Origin of the sequence: Thermaerobacillus caldiproteolyticus, assembly GCF_015326725.1 — a bacterium.
Classification (GTDB): Bacteria; Bacillota; Bacilli; order Bacillales; family Anoxybacillaceae; genus Thermaerobacillus; species Thermaerobacillus caldiproteolyticus.
In genome coordinates, this window is the sequence record NZ_CP064060.1 from 1,281,923 (window position 1) to 1,305,660 (window position 23,738).

Consider the following 23,738-nt stretch of genomic DNA (forward strand, 5'->3'; position numbering starts at 1 on the left):
TTGAATTAAACACTCTGGAGATAGCTTAAAGCAATCTTGATGTGGACCAGGTGTCAATTGCTCTTCTTCATCAACTTGTTACAGATGTCCTACTATTTCTTTCTTTTGTCTGTAAGTCAGAAGCAGTTATAAACTTTCTTTCGTTGATAGCCTTATTTAGATCTTCTCTACTCATGATTTCTATTTCTTGTGACTCGAGCCAATCATGGTCATAAATTTGATCTAAGTAATTGATCCCTGTGTCTGGGATAATTGCTAAAGTAGCTCTTGAATCACTATTTCTAAGCCAAGATAAGGCTATGAAGACAGAAAGCCCCCCCGAACCACCTATCATAATTCCATGATCTTTAGCTAACATATGACAGATAGAAATGGCTTCCTGATCACTGGCAATGCCTATTTTATCAATTACTGACAAGTCTGTGTTTTTACTTCTCCAGCTTAAGCCCACCCCATTAATAAGATATGGACTAAAACAGTTATTAAAGACAGCAGAGCCTTTTACATCACAAGCTATAACTTGTATATCCTTGTTTTGGTGTTTGATTAATTTACCAATACCACAAAGGTGGCCTCCTGTACTAACAGCTCCTACGACAGAATCAATTGGAAGGTTCAGAACTTCATGTCCAGTTGTCTCAAAATGATAAGAAGGGTTATGGGGATTATCATATTGATTAGGCCAGTAAGCATCTGGATACTTTTCAAGAAGCTCTTGCACACGTTTTATCCTAGATGTTTGGTACCCCCCGTTTTTGTCTGGCTCTGTAACCATTTCTATCTCAGCTCCATAAGCTCTGTACCATCTAAGGAGACTGGGACTAATCTTTGGATCTACAACTATAATCACTTTAAATTTGTAGACAGCCCCCAGCATTGATAAGGATTTACCTAGATTTCCTGACGTAGATTCAATTAGAACTCCTCCCGGCTTCAAGCGTCCTTCTAAAAGCGCCGCTTTAACTAATCCGAGAGCTGTTCTATCTTTCACACTAAAGTTGGGATTGAAATATTCTAATTTTAAATACAGTTTTTTGCCCTTAGGTATAAGTTTATCGTTTAGGCTTACTACAGGTGTACATCCAATGCATTCTGTAATATTGTTATATATTACCAAAAGATTCACCCCACTATTTTTATTTTACCGCTTGTTTTTGTTAATACTGTGTTTGTAGTTTTAGAGACTAGTACCGGATCTTCTACGTGTAGAGCTCCCAACCCAAATTCATAGTAAGGAGTTTCAATGGAAAGAACCATCCCCTCCTCAATAATATCTTCATTATCTGGAGCAAGAATAGGCAACTCATAAGGTTCTAAACCTATTCCGTGTCCAACATGATGGCGTCTGTATTCCGTAAACCCGGCATCATGAACTGCACTCATTGTTAAATTAAATACATCTTTTCCCTTCATACCGATCTTTACTTCATTAATTGCCACAAGCTGTCCCTTGTACAATGCATTAAATTTATCATACTCGGGTTTCATATATTTATATGAGAACACCCGTGCAATATCTGCCCAATACCCATTACAGACCACATCGCAATCAAACCATATTAAGTCCCCAGGTTGGAGCTTAATTTCAGATTTTTGTCTACGTTGTCCTCCAACCGCGTGTCTACCTATTTTGATCATTGGTAAAGCAGCGATAGCTCCTTGACTGGCTATAGATGTATTAAACATGTTTGCTATTTCTAATTCACTAATGCCTTCTTTGAGATTACTGATAACATCTTCAATGGCTTTTTCCACACAATTTGCCGCGTAAGTAAGCGCATCTATCTCATGTGGTGTTTTAACAGCCCTTATCTGCCTAATTTTGTTAGAAAAAAATATAAATTCTATACCTGGAAATCTACTTTTAATATGACTTAAACAAGCCATTGTCATGCCATCTTCATCGATCCCTAATCTTGATTTTGCTAATCCTAGTTCTCTTAACAAAGATGATAAGGCCTCTCGTGCACTAGTAGCGCTGTGAGTAAGATCAGATAGTTCCTTAAGCCTTCTTTCTTCGTGAGTAAGCTCAACTCCATTCATATACTCCCTATAAAAAGTACCATATGTCTGAACTTTACCGATTGCTACTTTAGCATCAAGTACTTGATCTATTTCCCCTACTGAATGCACGATGTTAACTTGATTAGGTTTGTCTCTTGTTATAACAATGTAACATTCACCTAAGTATGGACTTAAGGTTTTTATTACAGGCTCAAAACCTGTAAAATATCTTATGTTCTCTTTTGTTGAGACCACTATGGCATCAAGATCATATTGTTTCATTTTATCAACTAATCGATTCTCATTGTAAAACACGACACTATATAACCTCCTTCATTATAAGTGGTTGAGGAGTTCGATAACGGCGGGAGCCAGTAATTCTTTATGGTTAATGTCGATCCAAGAAACTTCACTAATTTCAGCATGAGGTTTTATTTCCCCTGTCCATTCAGCTGTATAGCAGTATAACTCCACCATAGCTTCTTCACCATAAGCAGGACCTATAATATTGCAAAGATACTTTATACTTGAACGCTCAATTCTTATGCTGAGTTCTTCATATAACTCTCTTACCAAAGTTTCTTCAGGTGTCTCATCATGTTCAATCTTACCACCAGGTAGGTACCAAAGCTTATTATCCCTAACTCTAACACACAATAACTTATCTTCTTTTTTATTAACAAGACAGGAACACTTTATTATCTTCATTTCTTGCTAACGCCCTTTCTACCATGTTTAACATGTGATCCTTTTGATATGTAAGATAATGGACGGCTGCAATGCGCATTGGATCACCTGCGTGATAATATTCATACATGAGCTGTCTCTGCCCAAATCCATCACCAGAAACATCCCAAGCCAAATTTAGAAGTTTTGATCTATCTTTAGCATCAACCATATCATTTGAGAGTGAAGTCATCAAAACTTCCTTATTTTCATTTGAGAAATCTCCTGAATGTGGTGTGGAAAGCATAGATCCGGCTGCCAGTGATTGTATATGTTTGACCATTCGTTCATACATTTTAGGGAAGTTATATCTAATAGCTTGAATAGCACTAATACTAGGATTGAGTACACCTTCCTCACTCATGGAAGCTTCCTCCTCACTTAAGAGAATACTTGCTTTCAGTAATTCAATATAGGATGTGAGTTCACCTAATTTCTCTTGAACATTTATAAATCCATTTAACCCCAATACTTCTGCTAACTTAATAGTAGTACCTGTAAGAAATTCGGCTTTAGATAGACCTCTTACGATTCCTTGGTGACCAGTATGATTTCGAGCAAAAGTCTTATCGTAAAAGATGTTGGACTTTTGTACATCCTTAAACACAAAAACTCTATTCCAAGGAATATGAACATTATCTAGTAATAAATAGGCATCAATCTCATCAAAGCTATTTGCAATTGGATAATCAAAGTCGCTAAAGGATTCTTTTACTAAAGGCTTTCTACATATGATCTTCACTCCAGGGTGATTTACCGGTAAAGCAAAAGCTACCGCATAGTCCTCATCCCCTGGCTTTAAGCCTGGCATGTTAAATATTAGGAGTTCGTCGGCAATGGGAGCTAGAGTTACAATCATTTTTGCTCCTTTTACCACAATTCCATCTGAGTCATGACTAATTACACGAACAGCAGCATAGTCATTGTTTTGTTCACCTAATGGAATAGACCGATTGATCTGAGGATTTATGGCACCGTGACCTACAAACAGATTTTCTTTTTTCACAAAATTATAGTACTCTACAATATTCTTGGAATAATCGGTATATTTCCCACTACCTAATACCTTAGAGTGAGCTGATATTGTAGCCAATGCTGAATTCATAAAGTCAGGTGTTCTACCTAACATTCCATATGAAATATCTGCTATAGATTTAAAAGCTTTTCTTTTTCTTCGAAGATCTTCTTTGGTTTTAGGAATGAGCAAGCTAATGTGTGTTCTAATTCCGTTCTCATCTACAAAGGTGTACATCTGTGGATGTTTATGTTGAAGGGTATAATATTCTTGTATACAATCTATAGCTCCCTTAAAAGCCGGTTCTTGTGTAACATCATTAACAAGTTTTCCGTTTAAATAGACTACTCTATTGTCCTTAATCCGCTCTCGATACATCACTTTAAATCCCCTCCCTAAATGTTCTAGCATTGATAAATGATTAGCAGAATTTTAACTTTACAGAGAATTAGCACCTATCTAAACCAATTAATTCCAATAGTCAGATCTAAATGTCTAAATATTATACTTTCCATCTTCCTCAAATTCCTAAATGTTAGGTAGGATTGAGATTCTTTCGTACAGCTAAATTGTAACAACGATACAATCTGTTCCACTGTCGAATAATTTCATAGTACAATCAAAGATATGTTCCCCGTCCTCGTTGTATAGGAATGCACCGTTGGCACTTTATCTAGTAAGCTCTTCCAGTTGCAATGATCACAATTTCTTCAATTAGTTTCCTACTCATAACCCAACTTCTAATTTAGTAATGTTCCATCCATATCAATTGCTATTAGTTCCATCTCTCGTTCCCCTAATTCCAAAAATTATCTCTTAATAAAAAATTATCAAATTTTTGTTGTCGAAAACCTTACAGTTCATTAAGATAACCAGGACTTTATGCTTATTTAAGTTCTACTATAATAGATAAAAACCAATAGTTTTTTTACACAGATTAAAGCCTATTTTTTGAAACAATTCATTTATATGTAAAATTATATACTTGCCATGTCTACAATCTGGAAATTAAAATTAAGTTGAAGAATTACTGATTAATCAAAAGTTTCAGGAAGGTGAGAAGCAAGTGAATCTTTTCCCAGATTTAACAGTTGAGCTTCGAGATTTTTGTAAATCTAGATTAGCGATAAGTCCCTGGTTAATCGAAACAGGTGATCGATTTGATCCAGCAATTTTTGAAATTTTAGATTTAGAAGCACGGGAATACGCCGCCTCAAATATTTTTGAAAAAGACAGAATTAAAATTTTTGGAACCCTTCCAATCCCTGAGAGGTTGTTTCGAACAGCGCTTTATGAAATCATGTCATCTACCGCAGTATTATTAGCACATGAACAAACCGGACAATTAGAAGTAAATGAGGAACATGCGAAAACAGCTATCCAAATGGTCAACAATTTTATTCAAAAATACGATTTTGCCACTCTCCTGCAAATTTATGGGCTCGTAACGAGTTACGAAAACCAAAATGCTTTAGCTTATTACGGCTTGATGCCCGAAAGAGAGTTTTTACTTGGAAGTTGGCACAGACCTTGGATTGATTACAACTTATCTGATGAATTGTTGCTTGGTGTTTTAATGGGAAACTATCAAATTGTGATCAAAGAAGGCCGCCGTTATGTGAAGTTGACTGGCCAAGGGCAAGAAAATCTCAAAAATACAAAAAAATATTAAAAGAATCTGGGTTTCTTGCTCATCGTTTGGACATGCTGCATCTCTTTCAATTCAATCTTTTTGATGATTTCGAGAAGTTAGCTGAGGAACTATGGCCAGAATCCATGATGCTAAGAAGAAGTTTCATCGACTTCGCCGGGATCAAACCAGGCATGAAAGTACTGGAACTTGGTTGTGCAAACGGTTTACTTACTTTTGAAGGTGAATTAGCCGATCGTGTTGGACCTGAAGGCCGAGTCATATCCATTGATCCTTCGCCTGCTATGATTGCAAGAGCGGAAGCGAAGCGTAAAGAATTAGGCATTGATTGGGTAGAATTTTATCAGGGAAAAGCAGAAGAATTACCGTTTGAAGATGAAAGTTTTGATGCAGTAATTGGTTTTGCTTTTTTACATTTTACAGATTGCAAATCTGCTCTAGAAGAAATGCGTAGAGTCACACGTTATGGTGGAACAATAGCGAGTTTTCATCCATTGAAAGTAAACTTGAATGCACCTTTTTTCCAAGAATGGTTTTCCCCGATTTTGGAACTTGCTGCAAAAAGAAAAGAGCCACCTAAAGATTTCCTGTTTCATCCTGAAGAAGTACCTGAACACTTTAGAAGGGTAGGTCTTAAGCAAGTGCAGCACGAGGAGATTATCTCACCTGCACCTTTTAATCAGCCTGAAAAAGTAGTCCAGCACTATGTGCAAGGGTTAGGCTGGTTTCAAGAAGAACTAGGAGAACTTCCTTGGCGAGCACGTCAAGAGATCATTGAAACTCTAAAAAAAAGAGGGCGTGAAGTTTGTAACAAATTTCCAAAAGAAGAGCTGTTTATGAGATGGCCGGCACAAAGAGTTAAAGCACAAAGATGTTAGACATTAAAAAACACACCTAAATTTATAAATCTGGAGACTCAAATCAATAGGAGTTAAAGTAAAAACTCATGTGCCAATAAGTTGCATTTTAAGTTAGAAAAACCCCTTTTCTCTATATACCTCAAAAAGGGATGCGATTCATTTGGATAAATTTGGTTACAAACAACACTATATCTACTTAGATAAAGATTGTTATTTAGACGTCAGCCAAGAAGTACTAGTTAAAAGAGGATTACGTATCCATTTTTCAAGAATTCAATTTCGCATTTTAGAACGTCTTGCTCAGGATATTTGCAGACCCGTTTCAAGCGAAGAAATAATCACATATGCATGGGGGCCACATTCACTAGTAAGCAAAGACGAATTATATGTATACATCAATCGTATTAGAAATCGGCTGGAAGATAACCCTAAAAAACCAAAATATTTGTTATCGGTTCGTGGCTATGGCTATATATTGTTTCAAAGAGTAAAAGATACAGACCTGTTGAAAAAGCATTAAACAAGCTATGAACTTCGACTGTATCTTATCTAAAAATGCTTGAATCTGACTTCCACTTTTGGAACATCCAAACCAACAACTGAATTTTATTTTTGTTTAATGCAAAATACAAGATAAAAATTATGCACTAAACTGGAAACAAAACAGGTCAGTTTTCTCATAAAATATAATTTCAGAGACACAGCTTTACATGGAGTGGCGTGCATGATAGCTGGTTGCCTCTGCGAACTCTTTTTGTGATGCGTCCTTCGCAAAAGAATTCATACACGCAGAGGCTCCATGTCAAGCCTTATAAGGAAAGATAATTTATATTGGTATGTGGATTATATTTACTTTTATGGAACTTAAATTTATTTTTGGTCTGCCCACATCAAAACGGTTCTCGGCAAAACATTTAATGTTTCTAAATATCAGACATGAATTCTCACCTCCTGCAAATAAACGAATATTATTAATATTTCGTAAATTAACTGAAATACATAATTAAATAATCTTTAATAAGGAGTGGAGCCAATGTGATACTCCCCTTTTTTTGCCGATTAAAAAACTAAATAAAAGGGAGTTACTTCATTGAAAAATAAGTCCTTTTACTTATTAGCGACTGGACAGACGTTGGCAAATGCAGGTGATGTTTTTTATATCCTAGTTCTGATCTCCATTATTTACAAAGAAACACAATCCGTTTTTTACATCTCGTTTGTCCCTCTTATCAATATGGTTTCTGGAACAATTAGTAGTATATTGGCTCCTTTCATAATTGATAAATATAACTTAAAAAGAATACTAGTTTATTCTCAGTTATGCAAAACGATGATACTTTTAATAATTACACTTTATGCTTCATATTTCATGTCAGACCAAACCATTCATATTATCTATCTATTTGTTTTTCTTATTTCTTTTTTAGATGGTTGGGCAAACCCTGCTAGCGGTGCATTGTTGCCGATACTAGTTCCTGATGACAAGCTGACGAAGGCGAACAGCCTTTTATCAACTTTAAGCCAATGCGTTCAATTAGGTGGTTGGGCTGTAGGGGGTATTTTAGCAGCTTTCCTCCATTCGATTGGTTTATTTTGGTTGACTTTTTGGCTATATGCCCTATCAACGATAATGACGGCATTGATTAACGATTTGGCGAAAACGGAGATTCCAACGGATTCATCAAGCAGCGGCAATAAAATTTTAACAATGCTTGAAGTTGGGGCTGTTCTAGCCGGTGTTTTGCTTGTATATGTTTCTGTGACTACTTTGTTTATAATCGCGATTATTGCCTATTTCCTCTTACTAATGTCTACATTATTTTTACGTATAGAGGAACCTTCCATAACCAGTCGTCATTCATCAGAACAAACAGGTCGCAATATAAAAGGTCATCGATCATTTCATGAAATATTGTCGGTAATTAATCGTCTCCCTATAATTAAGATGATTCTGATCTTAACGGTTTTCCCATTTATTTTTATTGGCGGATTTAATCTGATGGTGATCAATATAAGTCAATTGCAAGATTCATCTTTGATTAAAGGATTGTTGTACGGAGCAGAAGGTTTATCCATTTTTATTGCTGGTTTAACTGCGAGTCGGCTCAAGAAAGGTAAAAATTCCGTCCCATTATTATTGATATCGTGCCTCCTCATTGGTGTTGCTCAAATGTCTTTATTCTTAGCAGAATGGAGATGGCTTCCTGTTGTTTCTTTTGCTCTATTCGGTTATGTTGTTGGTATTTTCATGCCCTTATCCAACACGGTATGCCAGGAATTAATTCCAGACGAATATCTAGGAAGGTTTTTCTCTTTGAGAAGGATGCTGGAAAGTTTTGTTCAACAGGTTTCTGTATTGTGCACAGGAGTATTGCTTGATTGGATAGGGTTTCATTGGACCGTTATTTTACTTGGTTTATTAACATTTACAATTGTTGGTTTACTATGTATAAGACAACTGTATGAACCGATTCATTATATACAGGAAACAAAAATTGATCAATAGAAAAAAGGAGTTTTTATGAAGTTTTTGAAAAAGACAAATCAAGGGAGCCTGTTGTATTAAGCTGTTAACTTAACTTCAACAAATAGAAATTAAGCTTAAAAGGAACCTTTATCTTTTATAGATTCTTTTCTAAGATTGTTGCTTTTAGAAAAGAGGTTTTACACTCTCGATACAATTAAATGGTAATTTTTATAGCTAAATAAGATTTCCACCAACATTTTTTATGAGAGAACAAAATATCGAATTATGAGGCAACTACCAAAGAAAATTCTGTCACCAATCAATATAAATCTATGTCGGTGTAGAAATGGCAAAATTTTATATTGATAAGAGTATTTAAATATTGAAAATGATTGAAAAACGAAAGATAATTCGGTAAATTGTTTTTGGATGGCCAGCTGAGACAACGTCTGCAGATTCATAAATATGTTCAAAGGACTGGTGAAAAACGATTTTTTTACAGAGTATCTTTTACTGGTTTTAGGGAGGCCAATTCAAAGATGAAATCTAAGTTTGAATTCTTTCTTCTAGGAATAATTGTGGCACTTGTACCAATAATCAAATCACTATTCTTAGTCTGATTGCAATTTATTGTTTTTGAAAAGGAGAGAAGGAAATTTTGAAAAGTATATCCGTTGGCTACGGCAACAAGGGAAAAAGTGAACTACCATCCGACGTTACAGAACCGTACTTAAAGAATTTCAACAATAGTACGAGGAAATGACGGGTGAAACTCCCTTCGATCTTACACACAGATTTTATCTAAGGAAATTTTTCTGACATATTCCTGTTGGTTTTAGAAAAGTAACATGAGGTGACAAATATGACGATGTATTATCTAGGTTTATTTCTTTGGTCACATCTTATTGCAGGAACTATTGCATCCATTATTGATTATTTGTTTTATAAAGAAGAAATACCTGAAACTATTGAAGAATTTAATCAAGAATATAATTTCGGTTTTAAACTAACTGTACCAATTTATATTGTTGTACATATTCTTGGTGGTTGGTATACGTTATTTAGTGTATTAAAAAGCATTTTTGATTATTATTTTAAAGATGATGAATAAAATCGGGACGTACTCATGATAGTGAGCTGCGTTCCATCCATGCGCTCAAATCCCTTTTCATTATCTAACGACGGAAACTGAAGATAAAAACAGTGAACCCTACTTCTATCGTAACGTATTCACAAAGAACGAGACTCATAAAGAAAAAGAAGCCGCAAACCGGCGTGTTAGAAAGGAACAGAAATTAAAGAATTTCTGGATTTTCTAAATATGAAAACATTAAACTCTCATCAAAAGAGATGTTTTCTGCGGGATAAGGAGCACAATTTAGCAATTAAGCATACGCATCTATTTCTGTTATAAATTTATAACTTTATAGGCATAGGCGGTCATGATAGACTATCTTGCCTGTGAAACCATATATAATTTATTTCCCCTTTTACGTAGAATCATGACCGCAGATGCTCCATATCAAGTAATGTGGCGTATGAGTTAATATTCAATGAAACGGATACTCTTATTTGTCATTTGATACATTCATTTTTTAACTGCCAAAAACAATTATCTGTATAAATTGCAAAGCTGCGGAATATCTTCTTGATTCGCTGTTCTTATCGCTACATCTCCCATCTCTTTTCCCCTCCATCGTATCTTTATTTAAAAGATTGATTTTGCATCTTGCGGCAAGTCTTTTACGTGTTTTAGAAACTCTAATGCTCTTTTGCATTCTTCTTCAGGAAAGCGAAAACCATGCACTTGCCCAACATGTTCAGCTGTTTTTTTGAATAAGTCATGAAATAAAAATAACGAATCCCAAATATTATCATAATTCGCATTTGTATACGTCTTCTCAAAGTCATTCCAAATTTCAGGCTCTAAAAACTTTTTTAAATGCCTTCCCCCTTTTCCAATTGAGTATTTATAATCTGTTTTAATTCCTATATGCCACTCAAGCATTTGAATTAATGGCTCACGTAAAACAACATCTATTAAACGCATTAACAATGGTAATTCTTGTCTCCAAATGGTTTTTGGAATATGAGATCCTAATCCCCATATAAAACTATTACAACAATCGTTATATAATTTTTCCGTTGGTTTTTTTATAAGATAACTTTGTTCACTTGGAGGTGGGATATCTGGAATATTGTGGTCTTTGTCTAATAAAACCTTTGTCAAACTATCCTTAATTAGTTCATCCACTTTACTGATGTGAATAAATTGCATATCAATTCGGTTTCCATCCATAAATTGCATTAAATATGTATAACGGCCATCGCCAATGGGAGGTGGAAAAATTTTATCTTCAGGTTTTTCCATAAGCATTACTTCCCCAAAGTGAGACAAAATATAGTTTTCATCTTTAAATGGTTCAACACTTGTAACTAAATATACAATATCATAGTCTTGAAATATATCTTTTTTTATGTTGGGATTTACTCGAGAACCGTTCATTAGCACTCCACGTATACGATGATCTTGCTTAGCAAATGTTATGATTAAATCCAACATTTCTTGTTCTGTTCTCATTTTCACATATGTCCCCCTTCCTTCGATACGAACGGTCTCCATATTTTCTTTTTAGCATTCCTATCCCCCAAAGTTAAGAAGTAATATCCTAATTATACCATCTAGAGATTATATTTTTTATTGAACTAAACTGCTTCGTTAGCCACCCATGCATCGGCGGCACCATCAGAAGGATGAAAATGCTAATTTTCAGACTTACCTACCATACGTCAAATCATCAGGCCCATGATGTCTATCAAAGGGAAATTTACAAAATAATTTGGACTTGACTTTTTATAAATATGCTCTTTAGAATTTGTTAAAAGGTCTTGTGCCATTCTTTATCATCTAATGGTACACCTTTTTTAACATAACTAATGGAAATCATTCCATGTTTTAATCCAGCGTTCTTTTGAATAAATGATACAATCTCGTTAAAAATTTCTTCATCCTTTTTAGCCGGCTTTCTAGGTACAGATATGATAATAGTAGGTGCCGCATCGTATTCTTTATAACTACTTGGCTCATTTGGATTAACGTTATATGTTATTCCGGTCCTTTCGTCATAATCTACCCACAATTTGTCCAACGCTCCAAGTTTTTGCTCAATATAAGGACGTATATTGTTTTCTAATTCCTTTTCCCACTTCTCCGCAATATAGGAGTCTTCCATCTGTTTTGTTTCTTCATTGTAGTAGACTAAAAACTGTGTATGATCCTTTTTGTTCTCTGCTTTAGCAGCGTAATCAAATGTTGGGAAGTTGCCCATATTATCAAATAGTGTGTCATAAATAACAATTTCATCTTTAAATGTATTTTTTATATATTCCTGTGCTTGTATTTTTACCTTTTTCACTTCATCCTCATCTGGCTTCATGCTTTGTACAAATGCGAAAGCAAAAAGCCCTATACCTAATGCGAATATGCCGAATACACCGATACCAATTTTTATTTTTTTATTCATAATAATCCTCCTTGAATTGTTTTGTTAATTATAACATAATTTCCATTTTTCTGATATTTATTCTTAAATTAAACTGCTCTTCACTTCAATAAAAAAGGCATTACTTCCTGTTTATTGAAGTAATGCTCTCGTTCGCCACCCATACCGTATTTCGCGACACCAAAGACGGTGGTGGGAATTGAGTAAGAAAAGAATGATGTCTCTTTTTGATTCCTTTTGTGGCAGAAGTATCGATTCTTTTTTATCTTACTGTTTCTTTCTCAATGTGTGTTCACTTTGACTTTAAGTTCTTATTTCCTCTACATTATTCTTGATAACTCATTCCCTCATTCTCATACGTGTGAATAGCTCTTTGTTTGAATTCCTCCGTATAACGGTGAAATGTTTGTCCTTTTCGTGCCATAAAAAATCCCCTCCAAATATAGTGTAACACCCAACTATTAAAAATGGGCTTTTTACACTGTCTACTTAAAGGGGATAATATCATCAATCGGTCTTTTTTGTATGTCCTGTTCAACTAACACTAACCGTTAGCCAACCATAAAGTGAGCTTCACCACAGATGTTGGAGTTAATTCGTTCTTCCATATCGGCTTAACAGGAACCTAAAAAATTCGTCTGAAGCTCTTCCTCTATCACCTTCATCACCTTGTTATCCAAATAAACTTTATAAGCCTTTGCCTTTGGTCTAGAACTAACTATATTACTTATGTTTTGTTCAATATAATGGATGGCAACTCCATCATCTGCTGCAATACCAGCTTGTATGGCTCCAGAATAAATTAGTTTATGATATGAATGCCTTATGTCTAACTCTCCATCATAATGCGGACAATGACTGCCTTTTAGAAAGCCTAAGCATTTCATTGGTTCTAATTCCTCTCCAAATGAATCTGTGACGCCTTCCTCGAACCAACATATAGAACCAGCACTAATGCCAGCTAAAACAATCCCTTGGTTCCAAGCTTTTCTTAAAATATCATCTAACCCCCACTCTTTCCATAAAACTAATAAGTTTCTTGTATTTCCCCCACCGACATATATAATATCCTTCTCCAGTATAAACCCCTCTAAATCCCTTGTTGGCGGTTTAAATAAAGATAAATGAGAAGGTTTGCAATTTTGTTTATTAAAGAAGTTATAATACCTTGATATATAATGATCTGAATCCCCGCTGGCAGTGGGGATAAAACAAATCTTTGGAGTAGTTTTTTTTGTTTGTTTCAATATGTACAAATCCAATAACGGGTTATCCGGTTCCATTGAGAACCCTCCGCCACCTAGAGCAATGATTTGTCGCATCTTATTCCTTCCTTTCTAAAAAGAACTATTTTCCACACCGATAATTTCTACAAATTAAAATCAAATCCTTTTTCAACTAACCTTCCCCATTAGCCACCCATGTCGCATTTCACAGCACCACAGATTATGCAAAAATTTCTTTCATGGGGGACAACCATACCGCAATTATGGGGCATCAGCAAATAATGAAAATACAAATTTTCGGGATAGTTAAAAACACCCGCACTTTTTGCGGGTGTTTCTGCTCAAATAACCATATCAATAATTCCATTAACCCACTCAGGGCTTTCTTCGATCCCGAGCTTATGACAAAGATTGTTATGGACCCTTTTAAATTCTGGAACTATCCTTTTCATCACATTCATCATTTCAAGGGGATTTCTGCCACATTCCCAACTTTCAAGGAGGGATCGTTGCCAGGCTTCTAGTTTACTCCTTTCACCTTCGTATTTTGCCCAATCGCCAAACGTATTGGGTTGGATTCCTGCTTCCATATACCAAGCTGTTGCCATTGATAAACGTAAGCTGTCAATACATTTCAAAGCATAATAATACTCTTTTCTCATTACTCTGCGATAAGCTTCATGAAAATACGCAAAAAACTTTGTTCGCCAAAGTTCAAATTCTTCCATTGTTGGTTCATAGGATAAAGCCATGGATTTATCTAAAATATCTGCCAACATTCCGTCCGTATCTTTTACAATTTTTATATTTTTCAACCATACGGAAGGATGAATGTCTTCAGGCTTATAATAAAATGTATCCACTTTAACAAAACAATCATAGTGAGCGATGGAATAAGTTACAAACGGACCTAAGTCCTCAAAATAAAGAACATTTCCCCATTTTTTAGGGCGATTTTTTTTGTTCGAGATAAATACTTGAAATTTTTCAGGTAATACAACGATGCGGAGGTCAATGTCGGAATATAAATCCATATTTTCATTTCCGATTGAACCGCCATAAAAAGCCGCTAATACATCATCGTCATTGAACAAATCTTTTTCAATTGCAGTCATTAACTCTTGACGGTGCATCGGAATTTCTAAACTCTTTCTTTGTGTCTAGTTACAAATCCCACACATTGAATGACAACTCCTCGTAAAATATATTTTTAGAATATAAATCCATATTGATTTTATATATTAGATATTTAAACATTTGATTCCTTTTTTATGTCCAGACAAATAAAAGCACATGCGCTAATATTTACTAACTCAATTATTATCCATCACTTTATATTTACGTGGCTTTAGAGATTAGATTTTTATTTAGCCGTTCTTGAACCAACGCCTCCTGTTAATGGAATATTATACCAAATCAAGATCAAGGGGTATCATAATTACCAGCTCTCCTGTGAGGTGGAAAAATAGTAACAAAAATGGCAACGACTGATCCTATGACTGTCTCAATTATACGTGCCCATTCATAACCTCCTGAATGTAAAAAAGCCAAAACCATTACGACAGTTACACCTATTTGTGTGATACTATCTTGATGAAGTTTAAGAGTTTTCGCAATTGCCATCCCTACAAAAATACTCAAAAAGACTGCTATTCCTGACGGTATGATCCACTGAGAAATAAACAGACTGCATGCCACTCCGCCTGCAACCCCTAAAAAACGGTTAATCGCTTTGGTTACAGCCTTTTTAAAAGTTGTATCAGTAATTAAAACTGCTGTTAACGGAGCAATAAAAGGATAGAAATGGGGAGTAATTAAAGTCGCTAGCCACCATGAAATTCCTGCTGCTATCGATATTTTAAAAGTCTGTAAAGTGATTCCTACACGATTTAATTCTCTACTAAGATGCTTTATAAATACTTTGGTGTTCATAGGTCTTTCCCCGTTATTATCCTTTTTGTTATTATTAGAGGTAAATTATTTCAATCCGAGTGAAATATACTTAATTTCGAGATAGTCTTCAATTCCATAGCGGCTACCTTCACGGCCCACCCCACTCTCTTTAAATCCACCGAATGGTGCTTGGGCAGCCGAAGGAGAACCATCATTTAAACCTATAATTCCATATTCTAATGCCTCTGTTATATAAACTGCCTCTTTCATATTCTCTGTAAATACGTATGCGGCCAATCCATAAGGACTATTATTAGCACGTTCAATAGCTTCTTCTACTGTTTTAAATGTTGCGATAGGAGCAAGCGGCCCAAATGTTTCCTCATACATGCAGTACATATCGTCAGTAGCATTCATAATAACAGTTGGTTCCATAAAAAAGCCTTCTTCTTCTTTTATGGAGTTACCTCCTACAAGGATTTTAGCCCCTTTTTGCTTTGCGTCTTCAATTTGTGCCTGTACTTTACGAACTGCTGCCTCGTTAATGAGTGGACCTATATCTACGCCCTCTTCAAATCCATTACCTACTTTCAATTTTGCCACTTTTTCTGCTAGTTTTTTAGAAAATTCTTCAGCAATCCCTTCTTCTACAAAAATACGGTTTGCACATATACATGTTTGGCCTGCATTTCTAAATTTAGAAGCTATAACGCCCTCTACGGCTTTCTCTATATCTGCATTAGCTGTCACAATGAACGGAGCATGCCCTCCTAATTCGAGAGATAACTTTTTCACAGTGTCAGCAGCCCCGCGCATTAAAATTTTCCCTACGCGTGTAGAACCGGTAAAAGTGAGCTTGCGCACACGTTCATCCTTTTGCCATACATCTACAATCGGTTCAGCATCACCTGTTACAATATTAATGACCCCTTTTGGAATCCCGGCTTGTTCAGCGAGTTCCGCCAGTTTCAAAGCAGTGAAAGGCGTCTGTTCAGATGGTTTCAAAACGGTTGTACAACCAGCAGCAAGAGCTGGGGCAATTTTTCGTGTAATCATAGCTGCTGGAAAATTCCATGGAGTGATGGCTGCAATAACACCTATAGGCTGTTTTTTTACTATAATACGTTTATTAGGAGAGGATGCCGGAATAGTTTCTCCATAAATTCGTTTTCCTTCTTCAGCAAACCAAGAGATATAGCTATTCGCATAGAAAATCTCTTCTTTTGCTTCGGAAAGAGGTTTTCCTTGTTCAGTGGTGATGATTTCCGCCAGTTCATCCGTATGTTCTTCAATTAAGGAATACCATTTTAATAGAAGTTTACTACGCTCTTCGGCAGTCTTTTTAGACCACTCCTTAAAAGCAGAATATGCCGCATCTACTGCCATTTTCGCTTCTTTCTTGCCGCCGTTTGGAATAGTTCCGATGATCTCCTTTGTAGCTGGATTGATGACATCAATGGTTTCTTTTGCATCAATCCACTGGCCATTCACATACATTCTGTTTGGATACATAAGATTGTCCCCCTTAGATACACTGCTGTTGTTTTGAACTCATCCACAGACTATCATGATTTTTGCATTAGGAGTACTTCCTTTATATACTATGGGTATAACAAAAAGTTATGAGGGATAAAAATGAGAACAGAGTGGCTAGAGGCTTTCTTGGTAACAGCGAAGACAAAAAGCTTAACAAAAGCTAGTGAGCAGCTTCATATGACACAGCCAGCATTAAGCAAACAAATTAGAAAATTAGAAGAAGATCTAGGAGCAACTTTATTTACACGTTCTGCAAAAGGAGTAGAATTAACAGAAGCTGGGGATATTTTATTTAGAGAAATTGAACCTGTTTTACATAAAATTCGTTCTATACAGAGAAAAATTCTATCTACACAAGAAACATCAGAAATTAAAATTGGAACGTGGCCAAGTATTGCCAGCTTTTATCTCCCATATAAATTAGCTACCGCTAAGGAACACAACCGGGAAGTGAGTATTAAAATTTCTTATAGCTTTTATGATATTTTAAATAACCTGCATACTGGAGACATCGATGCTGCGCTATTAGATGATCGAGAAATTCAACATTCATACTGGTCTAAGCCTCTTTTTAAAGAACCTTTTTATTTGTTTGTCAATCATCTTCATCCACTGGCTAGGCATGAAGATATAATTTATTTTAAGGATTTCAAAGATGAACCTCTTGTTGTTCTCCCTTCTTCATGCGATGTTCGCATGTTAATAGAAGAAGCATATAGACTTCATCATTCTCAACCGAATATTTCTTTTGAAATTGACTTTGGCCAAAGTATTATTGGGTTTATTTCAGCAAATTTAGGCATATCTATTCTTCCGGAAATTTTCACCTATAATATAGATCGATCCATTATTAAGGTTCTTCCGATTGCAGATTTCAACATAAAGAGACAGATCTCACTTATCGCCCGAAATCCGGATATAGGAAAATTGTTATTTACCTTATTTTTTAATTAATAATCTTTTATGAAAGTATCGATCATCTATAAACTGGGGCTTACTTTAAATTTTTATATGCCATTGAATTCTTTTACTCTCAAAAAATTTTTAAAATCACACCTGCTGATATTTCTTCATGGGTTAGCCATCTTGAATGGCTATTTTCAATAATAAATCTTAACTGTACATAATGTCTCAGGCAGCGATCCGAGATTATTTTATCAATGTTAATTATTTTCAATCTGCTAATTCATTTTTTGAATGTTTAACATCAGGACTAACAGGAAAACCAAGAACAATAGATTGTTAGATGTCCACAAAAATAATATGATTTCACGAATAAAATTTTGGAATTTTGAATTGTTGCTGAAGGGATCTAAAAGTCTCTAATATCTAACATATTATGTGCAGGAAAGGTTAGTTAGCTACATATGTTTTAATTAAAAGGGGGTGATTGAATAATGAAGCAGAAAAAATGGGGAGCTGGAGGATTAGTGTTTGTTGGCTGCATGTTTCTTGGTGGAGGATTGGGAGCTTGGTTAGGAAGTCCCCAAATCGGATGGCTCATAGGAATGGGTGTTGGATTTCTTGGGATGGCTTTAACGAGGCTTATGGGCAAATAATAAAAATCAAACACGGTTCTTCTCTTAGATAAAGCAATATGCATGAAGTAATGAATTTACTTATATACTAGCCCTGTAACCTGTAATAATTGTACTCATACAAAGTCACTCTCTAAAAAGAAGTGGCTCTTTTTTATTTTTAGTCACTTTTTACATCCAACGATTTATTTGGTGTTGAGATTATTTTTATGATAGAACTTCTTGTTCATCAAACAAAAAAGCCCATCACCAAAATGGGCGCAGCTTGATTTTCTCTTCTAGTTTTCGCTAAAATATGATAGAGTTTCTGACCTTTTATTCATTCAGCAAAATATATCGATAAAAGAATAGGCACATATAGGTAACTATTTTCCTACCCTAAAAGGGTGAAATTCGTATTCCTTTCCAAAGAAAATGATTCGAGGGGTTGGAATAAGGATGAAAAGAACACTTTGGAGCTTATTACTATTTTTATTAGTATTCATACTTACTATTGGTTGTAGCTCTAAAACATACGAAGAAAATTTTAGTAAAGGTATTGGTGATTTTAAAAATGCTAATTTTGCATCAGAAAAGCTTCTAAGAAGTCATTATATTAAACATGTAGTTAAACAAAAGGAATTTGGCAATATAACAATGGATGAATACTTAGAAAGAGCAAGGAATCTAATTAACTCAAAACCAGGTGGGAATATCTTAACAAAAACTCGTTCAAACGGAGATATACTGTTCTATAATAAATCGACTAATGAGTTTGCTGTAGTTACAAAAGATGGTGTTATAAGGACTTATTTCAAACCTAAAGAAGGAATTAAGTATTTTAAGAAGCAATAGGAGATGATAAAAATGAAAAATATCTGTCCGGTTTGTGGTTATGATGGGTTAGAAGAAATGCCTTATGATCATGATGGTAATCCTTCTTATGAAATATGTGATTGTTGCGGTTTTGAATTTGGATTTGATGATGACAGTGAAGGACTTTCATTTGAGGAATACCGTAAAAAATGGATTGAAGATGGAGGAAAATGGTTCAATCCAGATATGAAACCTAAAGGGTGGGATATTAAACGGCAACTATTAAACATTAATGTTCAGTTATAGAACACTGTGTCTTATTTTACAAACCTTAAATACAAATACGACAAAAAGTGTTTACTCTAAGGTAAACACTTTTTTATTGTTAATGTCCAGTATAAAACATTTTTTACTGATTATTCACATTTTTATGGTTGCATTCTTCTACTGTTTTGATTGCATTTCCTTTTTCATCTGTACACCAAGATTGAGATTGGAAAGCTAGAAAAATGGCTACCCACCTTTTCTCTTGTTCAAAATGTATTAGAATTCCCCCATCCTGCCATATCCCGTTATCTTTTTTCCATCTCCCTACATTTCCTTGGTTCATATGAATATCATGTATACCATTACCAGGTAAAAAACCAAAATACTTATCAGGTTTATTTTGCTCTGGGCCCCATCTCTCTCCAAAAGCGTATATAATTGCCTTCTTATCAATAGCTTGCTTAATATAATATTGAATCTTTTCGTTCAAATCGTTATCTGGTCCCTCTACATCAGCTGGGAGAGGAATCATCTTTCCAGGATCGAATAAATTTCCTCTGATATAATCAAGCCCAATGTCTGGGTTATTATTTTTTATAGGAGTAAAACCAAACTCTAAGTCAGGTAACTTTGTAATGTCTTCTGAATGGAAATCCTCCCCAACAAAATATAATACTTCTGAAGGATAAGATTGAGATTTAATATTAATGGCTATTCGATATTGAATACCTTCCTCATCATCCTTGATAAGAACTTGATAATGAGAATTCTGTCCTCTTCCCATCATAGAGTCGACCGGTTTCCCTTTTAAAACTCCATAATTTTTTAAAGACAAATTCCGTCATCTCCTGTTCATTTATAATGATTAAATGCATTTATTGCTTAAAACTTAAATACATACACAAATAATCTTCCTAAAATTATTCAATCCTACTCATGAATTCGACATCTACATCTAATAAACCTTCAAAAAATTCTAAAAAACAGAGACGCTCTTCATTCATCTTTGCTAAGCAAACCGATTGAAAAAATATTATAAAAAATTATTAAACAGGCTATCTGAATATGAACGGAGATAGTCTGTTTACTTTTTTAACTAGTATGTTTTAAATAAAAGTATTCTATTAGCTATAAAAGCACGCTAAAGCAATATTTTAATCATTGATTTTTCATCAAAATAGCTTGACTGTTCCCTGTTTCCCCACCTCGGTTTGAAATTAAACATTTGGATGCGTTTAAGTATGATGAACGAAATGTATATATTTAAGTTCTTTGTATTATTGACATTTTCTATCAAGATTTCGCTATTTTGGGTATTCCCTTACGTTTCCTTTTTGTTTTTTTATAGATGATATATATGTTGTGAATTTTAGCATTAAATTTTATTCGTTCTCCTGTCATTGTCAACAACGATTTAAAATTGGTTCTTACGTTCTTTTGGTGAATGATTACCTATCATCCTATTGGGGATTTTTATTGTTTTATTAAAATAATGAGTACAGCCTATAGAGAATACGTTTTTCTAACAGAGCTAATCCAGCTCGGCCATACATCATTCGTTTAATAGTTTTCAACCGGTTTATTTACCCTTCTAGTACCCCTACTGTATGGGAGAAGAAAAGCATGTTTTACTGCCTGCAAATCGCTGCGCAAGCGCCGAGCATATTGATAAAACGGCTGTTTTGAATCGGAAAGCTGATGGAAAAGCCAACGTAAAAACGAATTGGTAGTCTGCTTGACGAATCGCTTCGTGATCATCTTGCACCATTTCATAGATGGGGCGAACATTTGAGTAACTTTCTAGACATTGTTCCAAATCCATGATCTCCTTCTCAGAAAGTTGATGACGTGGAGTCCATATCCAAATTTGGTACGCTATGATTGCACTCCAAAAAACGACCAACGATTGTGCCGGTCGTTTTTTGGATTATTCTAGAATATCCGTTTTTTCAAAGGTTGGGTAATGATAGTAGGCATGGACTTTTTGTGTTTTTTCATCCACATAGATAATAGAGTATCCTTTTATATTGGCTTGTTCATCATATTCCACAAAGACGATGGACCCTTTATATTTTTTGACCCCATCAATGTCTACGTCATCTAATTGCGTTCCATCTTCCGTTAAGCTTGCGGTAAACTGATAATGGTCAGGAAAAGCTATATCATATCGGTACATTGTTTTCTCGTCCAACGCACTGACGATTTTCACTCCTGTAACCTTTAAGAACGCTTCCACTTCCTCTTTACTCATGCCTTTATGGAGAGTTCTTTTCACTTGATCATAAGTGATTGCTGTGTTCGTTTGCTTCTGCTCATTGGTAGATGATTTTTTATTGGCTGGATGTTGATTAGTCGAACTCTTGAATTCTTGTGGCTGTTTAACGTCTTTTACCTCTTGTTTCTGCGCTTCGCTTTTTGTAATTGACTTGGCTGCGTCTTCTTTTGTTGTTAGATTTTTCGTTTTATCAGCAGGAGCGGTAGTAACCTTGTGATCTTTTTGCGATTGAGTGTTTTGCTGTGGAGTATCTTTTTTCGGTTCCGCTACTGCTTGCGTATCAACATTTTTCTGATTAGCAATGTTTTCGCTCTGAACAGTCGCCATTTTGACTTGATTTCCTTCTCGTTGTACCATTTCTTCTGATGAACAAGAAACTAATAACAATAGAAGAATTAAAAGAAAAGCCGTGAATAATTGTTTTTGCATGTGATATGATCACCTCCTGTTATATTGGTTAATCGATTCCTTGACTTATGTCTTGATGACTATTTCCTATCGATTTCGATAACTTCGATCAGTGTGGACTATCGATCCGGAAAAATGAGTATTTCTTTGCATCAAAAAGCTTTCGGAATGGGCATTTTGATGAATTTGTCATCATGATTGGATGGAACCCCTCTTCCATCCGTGTTGTTTGTGACAAAAAATAAATGATCTCTCAATATGAATACATCCCGCACGCGCCCTACGTTGGAAACGATTTGTTTATATGTTTTATTTTTTAAATCGAACGCTAAAACACCTTCCCCCCGTAGCTGTGCAACATACAAAATCCCATTATGATAAGCAATTCCAGATGGCGCCCAAGTATGATCTCCTGAATGGAACAATGGTGCGATCATCCCGTCTTCTTTCTCATTTCCTTGAATAAAAGGCCAGCCATAATTTCCTTTCGGTTTAATCAGGTTAATTTCATCATGTGCACTTGAGCCGTGCTCAGAGCTATAAAGCTGACCTGCTTCATCCCATGCCAAGCCTTGTGGGTTGCGGTGTCCATAGCTATAGACAAGGGAGTTGGAATAAGGATTATCGTCCGGTATGGTGCCGTCGAGATTCATACGCAAAATTTTTCCCCCAAGAGATGTCTTGTCTTGGGCAAGCATCGGTTCTGTAGCATCTCCAGTTGTGATGTACAATTTTTTGTCCGGTCCGATTTTTATTCTTCCACCATGATGAACGTTTCCGCTTGGAATTTGGTCAAGCAAAACCTTTTCTTCAAACCATTCATTATTTTCTTCTCGTATTTCTACAACACGATTAAATTGTCCTTTTTTATCCTCATATGTATAGTAAAGAAAGGCATAATTCTTTTTCTCAGGATGAAGCACAAAACCTAATACACCAGCTTCAGATGCCGTTGAAAGCTTCTTTTCTAAATGGAGATTCTGTCTATTTTTTCTGTCGCCTGTAATTTTTACAATTGAGCCAGTCCGCTCTGAAATATAAAAAGATGTCCCGTCCCAGTCGATTGCCCATGGCACACTTAAATCTTGGGCAACGATTTCCATATTGACGTTGTTACTTGTTTGTTGTTCATTTTGAGAACTGTTTTCTTCTTGCTTTAAACAGCCAGTTAGCAGAAAAACGATGCTGATCATGATAAGAGGATATTTCTTCATCAAATTTTCCCTCCCGATAAAGATGAGTCTTCAACTTTTGTCATTCCGCTAAAAATTAAGAGCCATCAATCATCTGCATCGAACTTGGCTGCTACGATAAAAATGAATTTCTACTTAAATTAATCTTATTTCCTTCCATTAACTATGGATAACAAATTTTCTTTGAAAATATTTCATCGTAAGTTATTCATTTTGCCATTATTTTGTAAAGCGGCAGTTTGACACTTTCTGGTTTAATGGCATTACCACCTAAGACTAACTTGTATAATTATAGTCTTATTATCCTCATTTTTTTTATGTGGTTGATTATTTAGAATATAGTTCTATATTGTATACATTTCTAAATAAGTGGATTGTAAA

23 protein-coding genes are annotated in these 23,738 nt (G+C 35.2%); 9 read left to right on the top strand and 14 right to left on the bottom strand.

Annotated features, from left to right (window positions below):
• Positions 1 to 70: 70 nt before the first annotated feature.
• From ISX45_RS06270 to ISX45_RS06285, 4 genes are read right to left on the bottom strand one after another with little or no spacing between them, the layout of a single operon-like run.
• The gene (locus ISX45_RS06270; RefSeq protein ID WP_194520281.1) at positions 71 to 1,117 is read right to left on the bottom strand and encodes a PLP-dependent cysteine synthase family protein; all 1,047 of its coding nucleotides are present in this window, start codon (positions 1,115 to 1,117) and stop codon (positions 71 to 73) included.
• 5 nt (positions 1,118 to 1,122) lie between these two features.
• A complete protein-coding gene (locus ISX45_RS06275) occupies positions 1,123 to 2,319 on the bottom strand; it encodes a M24 family metallopeptidase (protein ID WP_194520282.1) in 1,197 nt (398 codons plus the stop codon).
• Positions 2,320 to 2,340: 21 nt separating this feature from the next.
• Positions 2,341 to 2,712, bottom strand: a complete 372-nt coding sequence (locus ISX45_RS06280; protein WP_194520283.1) for an NUDIX hydrolase — start codon at positions 2,710 to 2,712, stop codon at positions 2,341 to 2,343.
• Positions 2,681 to 4,123 carry a 4-hydroxyphenylacetate 3-hydroxylase family protein gene (locus ISX45_RS06285; RefSeq protein WP_228485707.1) on the bottom strand — a complete coding sequence of 481 codons (1,443 nt, stop codon included), beginning with the start codon at positions 4,121 to 4,123 and terminating at the stop codon, positions 2,681 to 2,683. The genes ISX45_RS06280 and ISX45_RS06285 overlap by 32 nt, the downstream gene beginning before the upstream one ends.
• A 688-nt stretch (positions 4,124 to 4,811) precedes the next feature.
• On the opposite strand from ISX45_RS06285, the gene ISX45_RS06290 reads away from it, so the two are divergent.
• From ISX45_RS06290 to ISX45_RS06310, 5 genes are all read left to right on the top strand, one after another.
• Complete coding sequence (locus tag ISX45_RS06290) at positions 4,812 to 5,417, top strand: hypothetical protein (protein ID WP_194520285.1); 606 nt, start codon at positions 4,812 to 4,814, stop codon at positions 5,415 to 5,417.
• Positions 5,418 to 5,449: 32 nt separating this feature from the next.
• Positions 5,450 to 6,274 (top strand): class I SAM-dependent methyltransferase, encoded by an 825-nt coding sequence (locus ISX45_RS06295; protein WP_228485708.1) that lies wholly within the window; start codon positions 5,450 to 5,452, stop codon positions 6,272 to 6,274.
• Between the two features lie 142 nt (positions 6,275 to 6,416).
• Entirely contained in the window at positions 6,417 to 6,776 is a 360-nt protein-coding gene (locus tag ISX45_RS06300; protein ID WP_194520287.1) for a winged helix-turn-helix domain-containing protein, read from the top strand.
• A 570-nt stretch (positions 6,777 to 7,346) separates the two neighbouring features.
• A complete protein-coding gene (locus ISX45_RS06305; protein ID WP_194520288.1) occupies positions 7,347 to 8,762 on the top strand; it encodes an MFS transporter in 1,416 nt (471 codons plus the stop codon).
• Between the two features lie 823 nt (positions 8,763 to 9,585).
• Positions 9,586 to 9,834, top strand: a complete 249-nt coding sequence (locus tag ISX45_RS06310) for a hypothetical protein (protein WP_194520289.1) — start codon at positions 9,586 to 9,588, stop codon at positions 9,832 to 9,834.
• A 597-nt stretch (positions 9,835 to 10,431) separates the two neighbouring features.
• On the opposite strand, the gene ISX45_RS06315 is transcribed toward ISX45_RS06310, so the two are convergent.
• From ISX45_RS06315 to ISX45_RS06340, 6 genes are all read right to left on the bottom strand, one after another.
• Positions 10,432 to 11,304: an aminoglycoside 6-adenylyltransferase gene (locus ISX45_RS06315; protein WP_228485709.1), complete on the bottom strand. Its 873-nt coding sequence runs from the start codon at positions 11,302 to 11,304 to the stop codon at positions 10,432 to 10,434.
• A 298-nt stretch (positions 11,305 to 11,602) separates the two neighbouring features.
• Positions 11,603 to 12,247, bottom strand: coding sequence for a hypothetical protein (locus ISX45_RS06320; RefSeq protein WP_181556987.1), 645 nt, complete (start codon positions 12,245 to 12,247; stop codon positions 11,603 to 11,605).
• A 593-nt stretch (positions 12,248 to 12,840) separates the two neighbouring features.
• Complete coding sequence (locus tag ISX45_RS06325) at positions 12,841 to 13,548, bottom strand: Type 1 glutamine amidotransferase-like domain-containing protein (protein WP_194520291.1); 708 nt, start codon at positions 13,546 to 13,548, stop codon at positions 12,841 to 12,843.
• 245 nt (positions 13,549 to 13,793) lie between these two features.
• The gene (locus ISX45_RS06330) at positions 13,794 to 14,585 is read right to left on the bottom strand and encodes an aminoglycoside 6-adenylyltransferase (protein ID WP_194520292.1); all 792 of its coding nucleotides are present in this window, start codon (positions 14,583 to 14,585) and stop codon (positions 13,794 to 13,796) included.
• A 289-nt stretch (positions 14,586 to 14,874) separates the two neighbouring features.
• Positions 14,875 to 15,384 carry an FUSC family protein gene (locus ISX45_RS06335; RefSeq protein WP_194520293.1) on the bottom strand — a complete coding sequence of 170 codons (510 nt, stop codon included), beginning with the start codon at positions 15,382 to 15,384 and terminating at the stop codon, positions 14,875 to 14,877.
• Positions 15,385 to 15,429: 45 nt separating this feature from the next.
• Positions 15,430 to 16,857, bottom strand: coding sequence for an NAD-dependent succinate-semialdehyde dehydrogenase (locus tag ISX45_RS06340; protein ID WP_181556942.1), 1,428 nt, complete (start codon positions 16,855 to 16,857; stop codon positions 15,430 to 15,432).
• 123 nt (positions 16,858 to 16,980) lie between these two features.
• Here ISX45_RS06340 and ISX45_RS06345 point away from each other — a divergent pair, with 123 nt between their 5' ends.
• The 4 genes from ISX45_RS06345 to ISX45_RS06360 all read left to right on the top strand — a co-directional run bounded on the left by ISX45_RS06345 (position 16,981) and on the right by ISX45_RS06360 (position 19,520).
• Complete coding sequence (locus ISX45_RS06345; RefSeq protein WP_181556941.1) at positions 16,981 to 17,835, top strand: LysR family transcriptional regulator; 855 nt, start codon at positions 16,981 to 16,983, stop codon at positions 17,833 to 17,835.
• Positions 17,836 to 18,278: 443 nt separating this feature from the next.
• Complete coding sequence (locus ISX45_RS06350) at positions 18,279 to 18,440, top strand: hypothetical protein (protein ID WP_181556940.1); 162 nt, start codon at positions 18,279 to 18,281, stop codon at positions 18,438 to 18,440.
• Between the two features lie 417 nt (positions 18,441 to 18,857).
• The gene (locus tag ISX45_RS06355) at positions 18,858 to 19,253 is read left to right on the top strand and encodes a hypothetical protein (protein WP_181556939.1); all 396 of its coding nucleotides are present in this window, start codon (positions 18,858 to 18,860) and stop codon (positions 19,251 to 19,253) included.
• Between the two features lie 12 nt (positions 19,254 to 19,265).
• Positions 19,266 to 19,520 (top strand): hypothetical protein, encoded by a 255-nt coding sequence (locus tag ISX45_RS06360; RefSeq protein WP_181556938.1) that lies wholly within the window; start codon positions 19,266 to 19,268, stop codon positions 19,518 to 19,520.
• A gap of 103 nt (positions 19,521 to 19,623) precedes the next feature.
• Here the strand turns inward: ISX45_RS06360 and ISX45_RS06365 are convergent, their stop codons facing one another.
• The 4 genes from ISX45_RS06365 to ISX45_RS06380 all read right to left on the bottom strand — a co-directional run bounded on the left by ISX45_RS06365 (position 19,624) and on the right by ISX45_RS06380 (position 23,378).
• Positions 19,624 to 20,316 carry a DUF2278 family protein gene (locus ISX45_RS06365; RefSeq protein ID WP_194520294.1) on the bottom strand — a complete coding sequence of 231 codons (693 nt, stop codon included), beginning with the start codon at positions 20,314 to 20,316 and terminating at the stop codon, positions 19,624 to 19,626.
• 765 nt (positions 20,317 to 21,081) lie between these two features.
• Positions 21,082 to 21,303 (bottom strand): hypothetical protein, encoded by a 222-nt coding sequence (locus ISX45_RS06370; protein ID WP_194520295.1) that lies wholly within the window; start codon positions 21,301 to 21,303, stop codon positions 21,082 to 21,084.
• A 105-nt stretch (positions 21,304 to 21,408) separates the two neighbouring features.
• The gene (locus tag ISX45_RS06375; RefSeq protein ID WP_181556935.1) at positions 21,409 to 22,185 is read right to left on the bottom strand and encodes a hypothetical protein; all 777 of its coding nucleotides are present in this window, start codon (positions 22,183 to 22,185) and stop codon (positions 21,409 to 21,411) included.
• Positions 22,186 to 22,316: 131 nt separating this feature from the next.
• Complete coding sequence (locus ISX45_RS06380; RefSeq protein WP_194520296.1) at positions 22,317 to 23,378, bottom strand: PQQ-dependent sugar dehydrogenase; 1,062 nt, start codon at positions 23,376 to 23,378, stop codon at positions 22,317 to 22,319.
• Positions 23,379 to 23,738 lie beyond the last annotated feature (360 nt).

Coding starts and splice junctions, on each gene's coding strand:
- ISX45_RS06360 (WP_181556938.1), top strand. CDS start 19,266: ATGAAAAATATCTGTCCGGTTTGTGGTTATGATGGGTTAGAAGAAATG.
- ISX45_RS06280 (WP_194520283.1), bottom strand. CDS start 2,712: ATGAAGATAATAAAGTGTTCCTGTCTTGTTAATAAAAAAGAAGATAAG.
- ISX45_RS06335 (WP_194520293.1), bottom strand. CDS start 15,384: ATGAACACCAAAGTATTTATAAAGCATCTTAGTAGAGAATTAAATCGT.
- ISX45_RS06355 (WP_181556939.1), top strand. CDS start 18,858: ATGAAAAGAACACTTTGGAGCTTATTACTATTTTTATTAGTATTCATA.
- ISX45_RS06370 (WP_194520295.1), bottom strand. CDS start 21,303: ATGGATTTGGAACAATGTCTAGAAAGTTACTCAAATGTTCGCCCCATC.
- ISX45_RS06380 (WP_194520296.1), bottom strand. CDS start 23,378: ATGAAGAAATATCCTCTTATCATGATCAGCATCGTTTTTCTGCTAACT.
- ISX45_RS06345 (WP_181556941.1), top strand. CDS start 16,981: ATGAGAACAGAGTGGCTAGAGGCTTTCTTGGTAACAGCGAAGACAAAA.
- ISX45_RS06320 (WP_181556987.1), bottom strand. CDS start 12,247: ATGAATAAAAAAATAAAAATTGGTATCGGTGTATTCGGCATATTCGCA.
- ISX45_RS06315 (WP_228485709.1), bottom strand. CDS start 11,304: ATGAGAACAGAACAAGAAATGTTGGATTTAATCATAACATTTGCTAAG.
- ISX45_RS06310 (WP_194520289.1), top strand. CDS start 9,586: ATGACGATGTATTATCTAGGTTTATTTCTTTGGTCACATCTTATTGCA.
- ISX45_RS06325 (WP_194520291.1), bottom strand. CDS start 13,548: ATGCGACAAATCATTGCTCTAGGTGGCGGAGGGTTCTCAATGGAACCG.
- ISX45_RS06330 (WP_194520292.1), bottom strand. CDS start 14,585: ATGCACCGTCAAGAGTTAATGACTGCAATTGAAAAAGATTTGTTCAAT.
- ISX45_RS06350 (WP_181556940.1), top strand. CDS start 18,279: ATGAAGCAGAAAAAATGGGGAGCTGGAGGATTAGTGTTTGTTGGCTGC.
- ISX45_RS06295 (WP_228485708.1), top strand. CDS start 5,450: ATGCTGCATCTCTTTCAATTCAATCTTTTTGATGATTTCGAGAAGTTA.
- ISX45_RS06340 (WP_181556942.1), bottom strand. CDS start 16,857: ATGTATCCAAACAGAATGTATGTGAATGGCCAGTGGATTGATGCAAAA.
- ISX45_RS06375 (WP_181556935.1), bottom strand. CDS start 22,185: ATGCAAAAACAATTATTCACGGCTTTTCTTTTAATTCTTCTATTGTTA.
- ISX45_RS06285 (WP_228485707.1), bottom strand. CDS start 4,123: ATGTATCGAGAGCGGATTAAGGACAATAGAGTAGTCTATTTAAACGGA.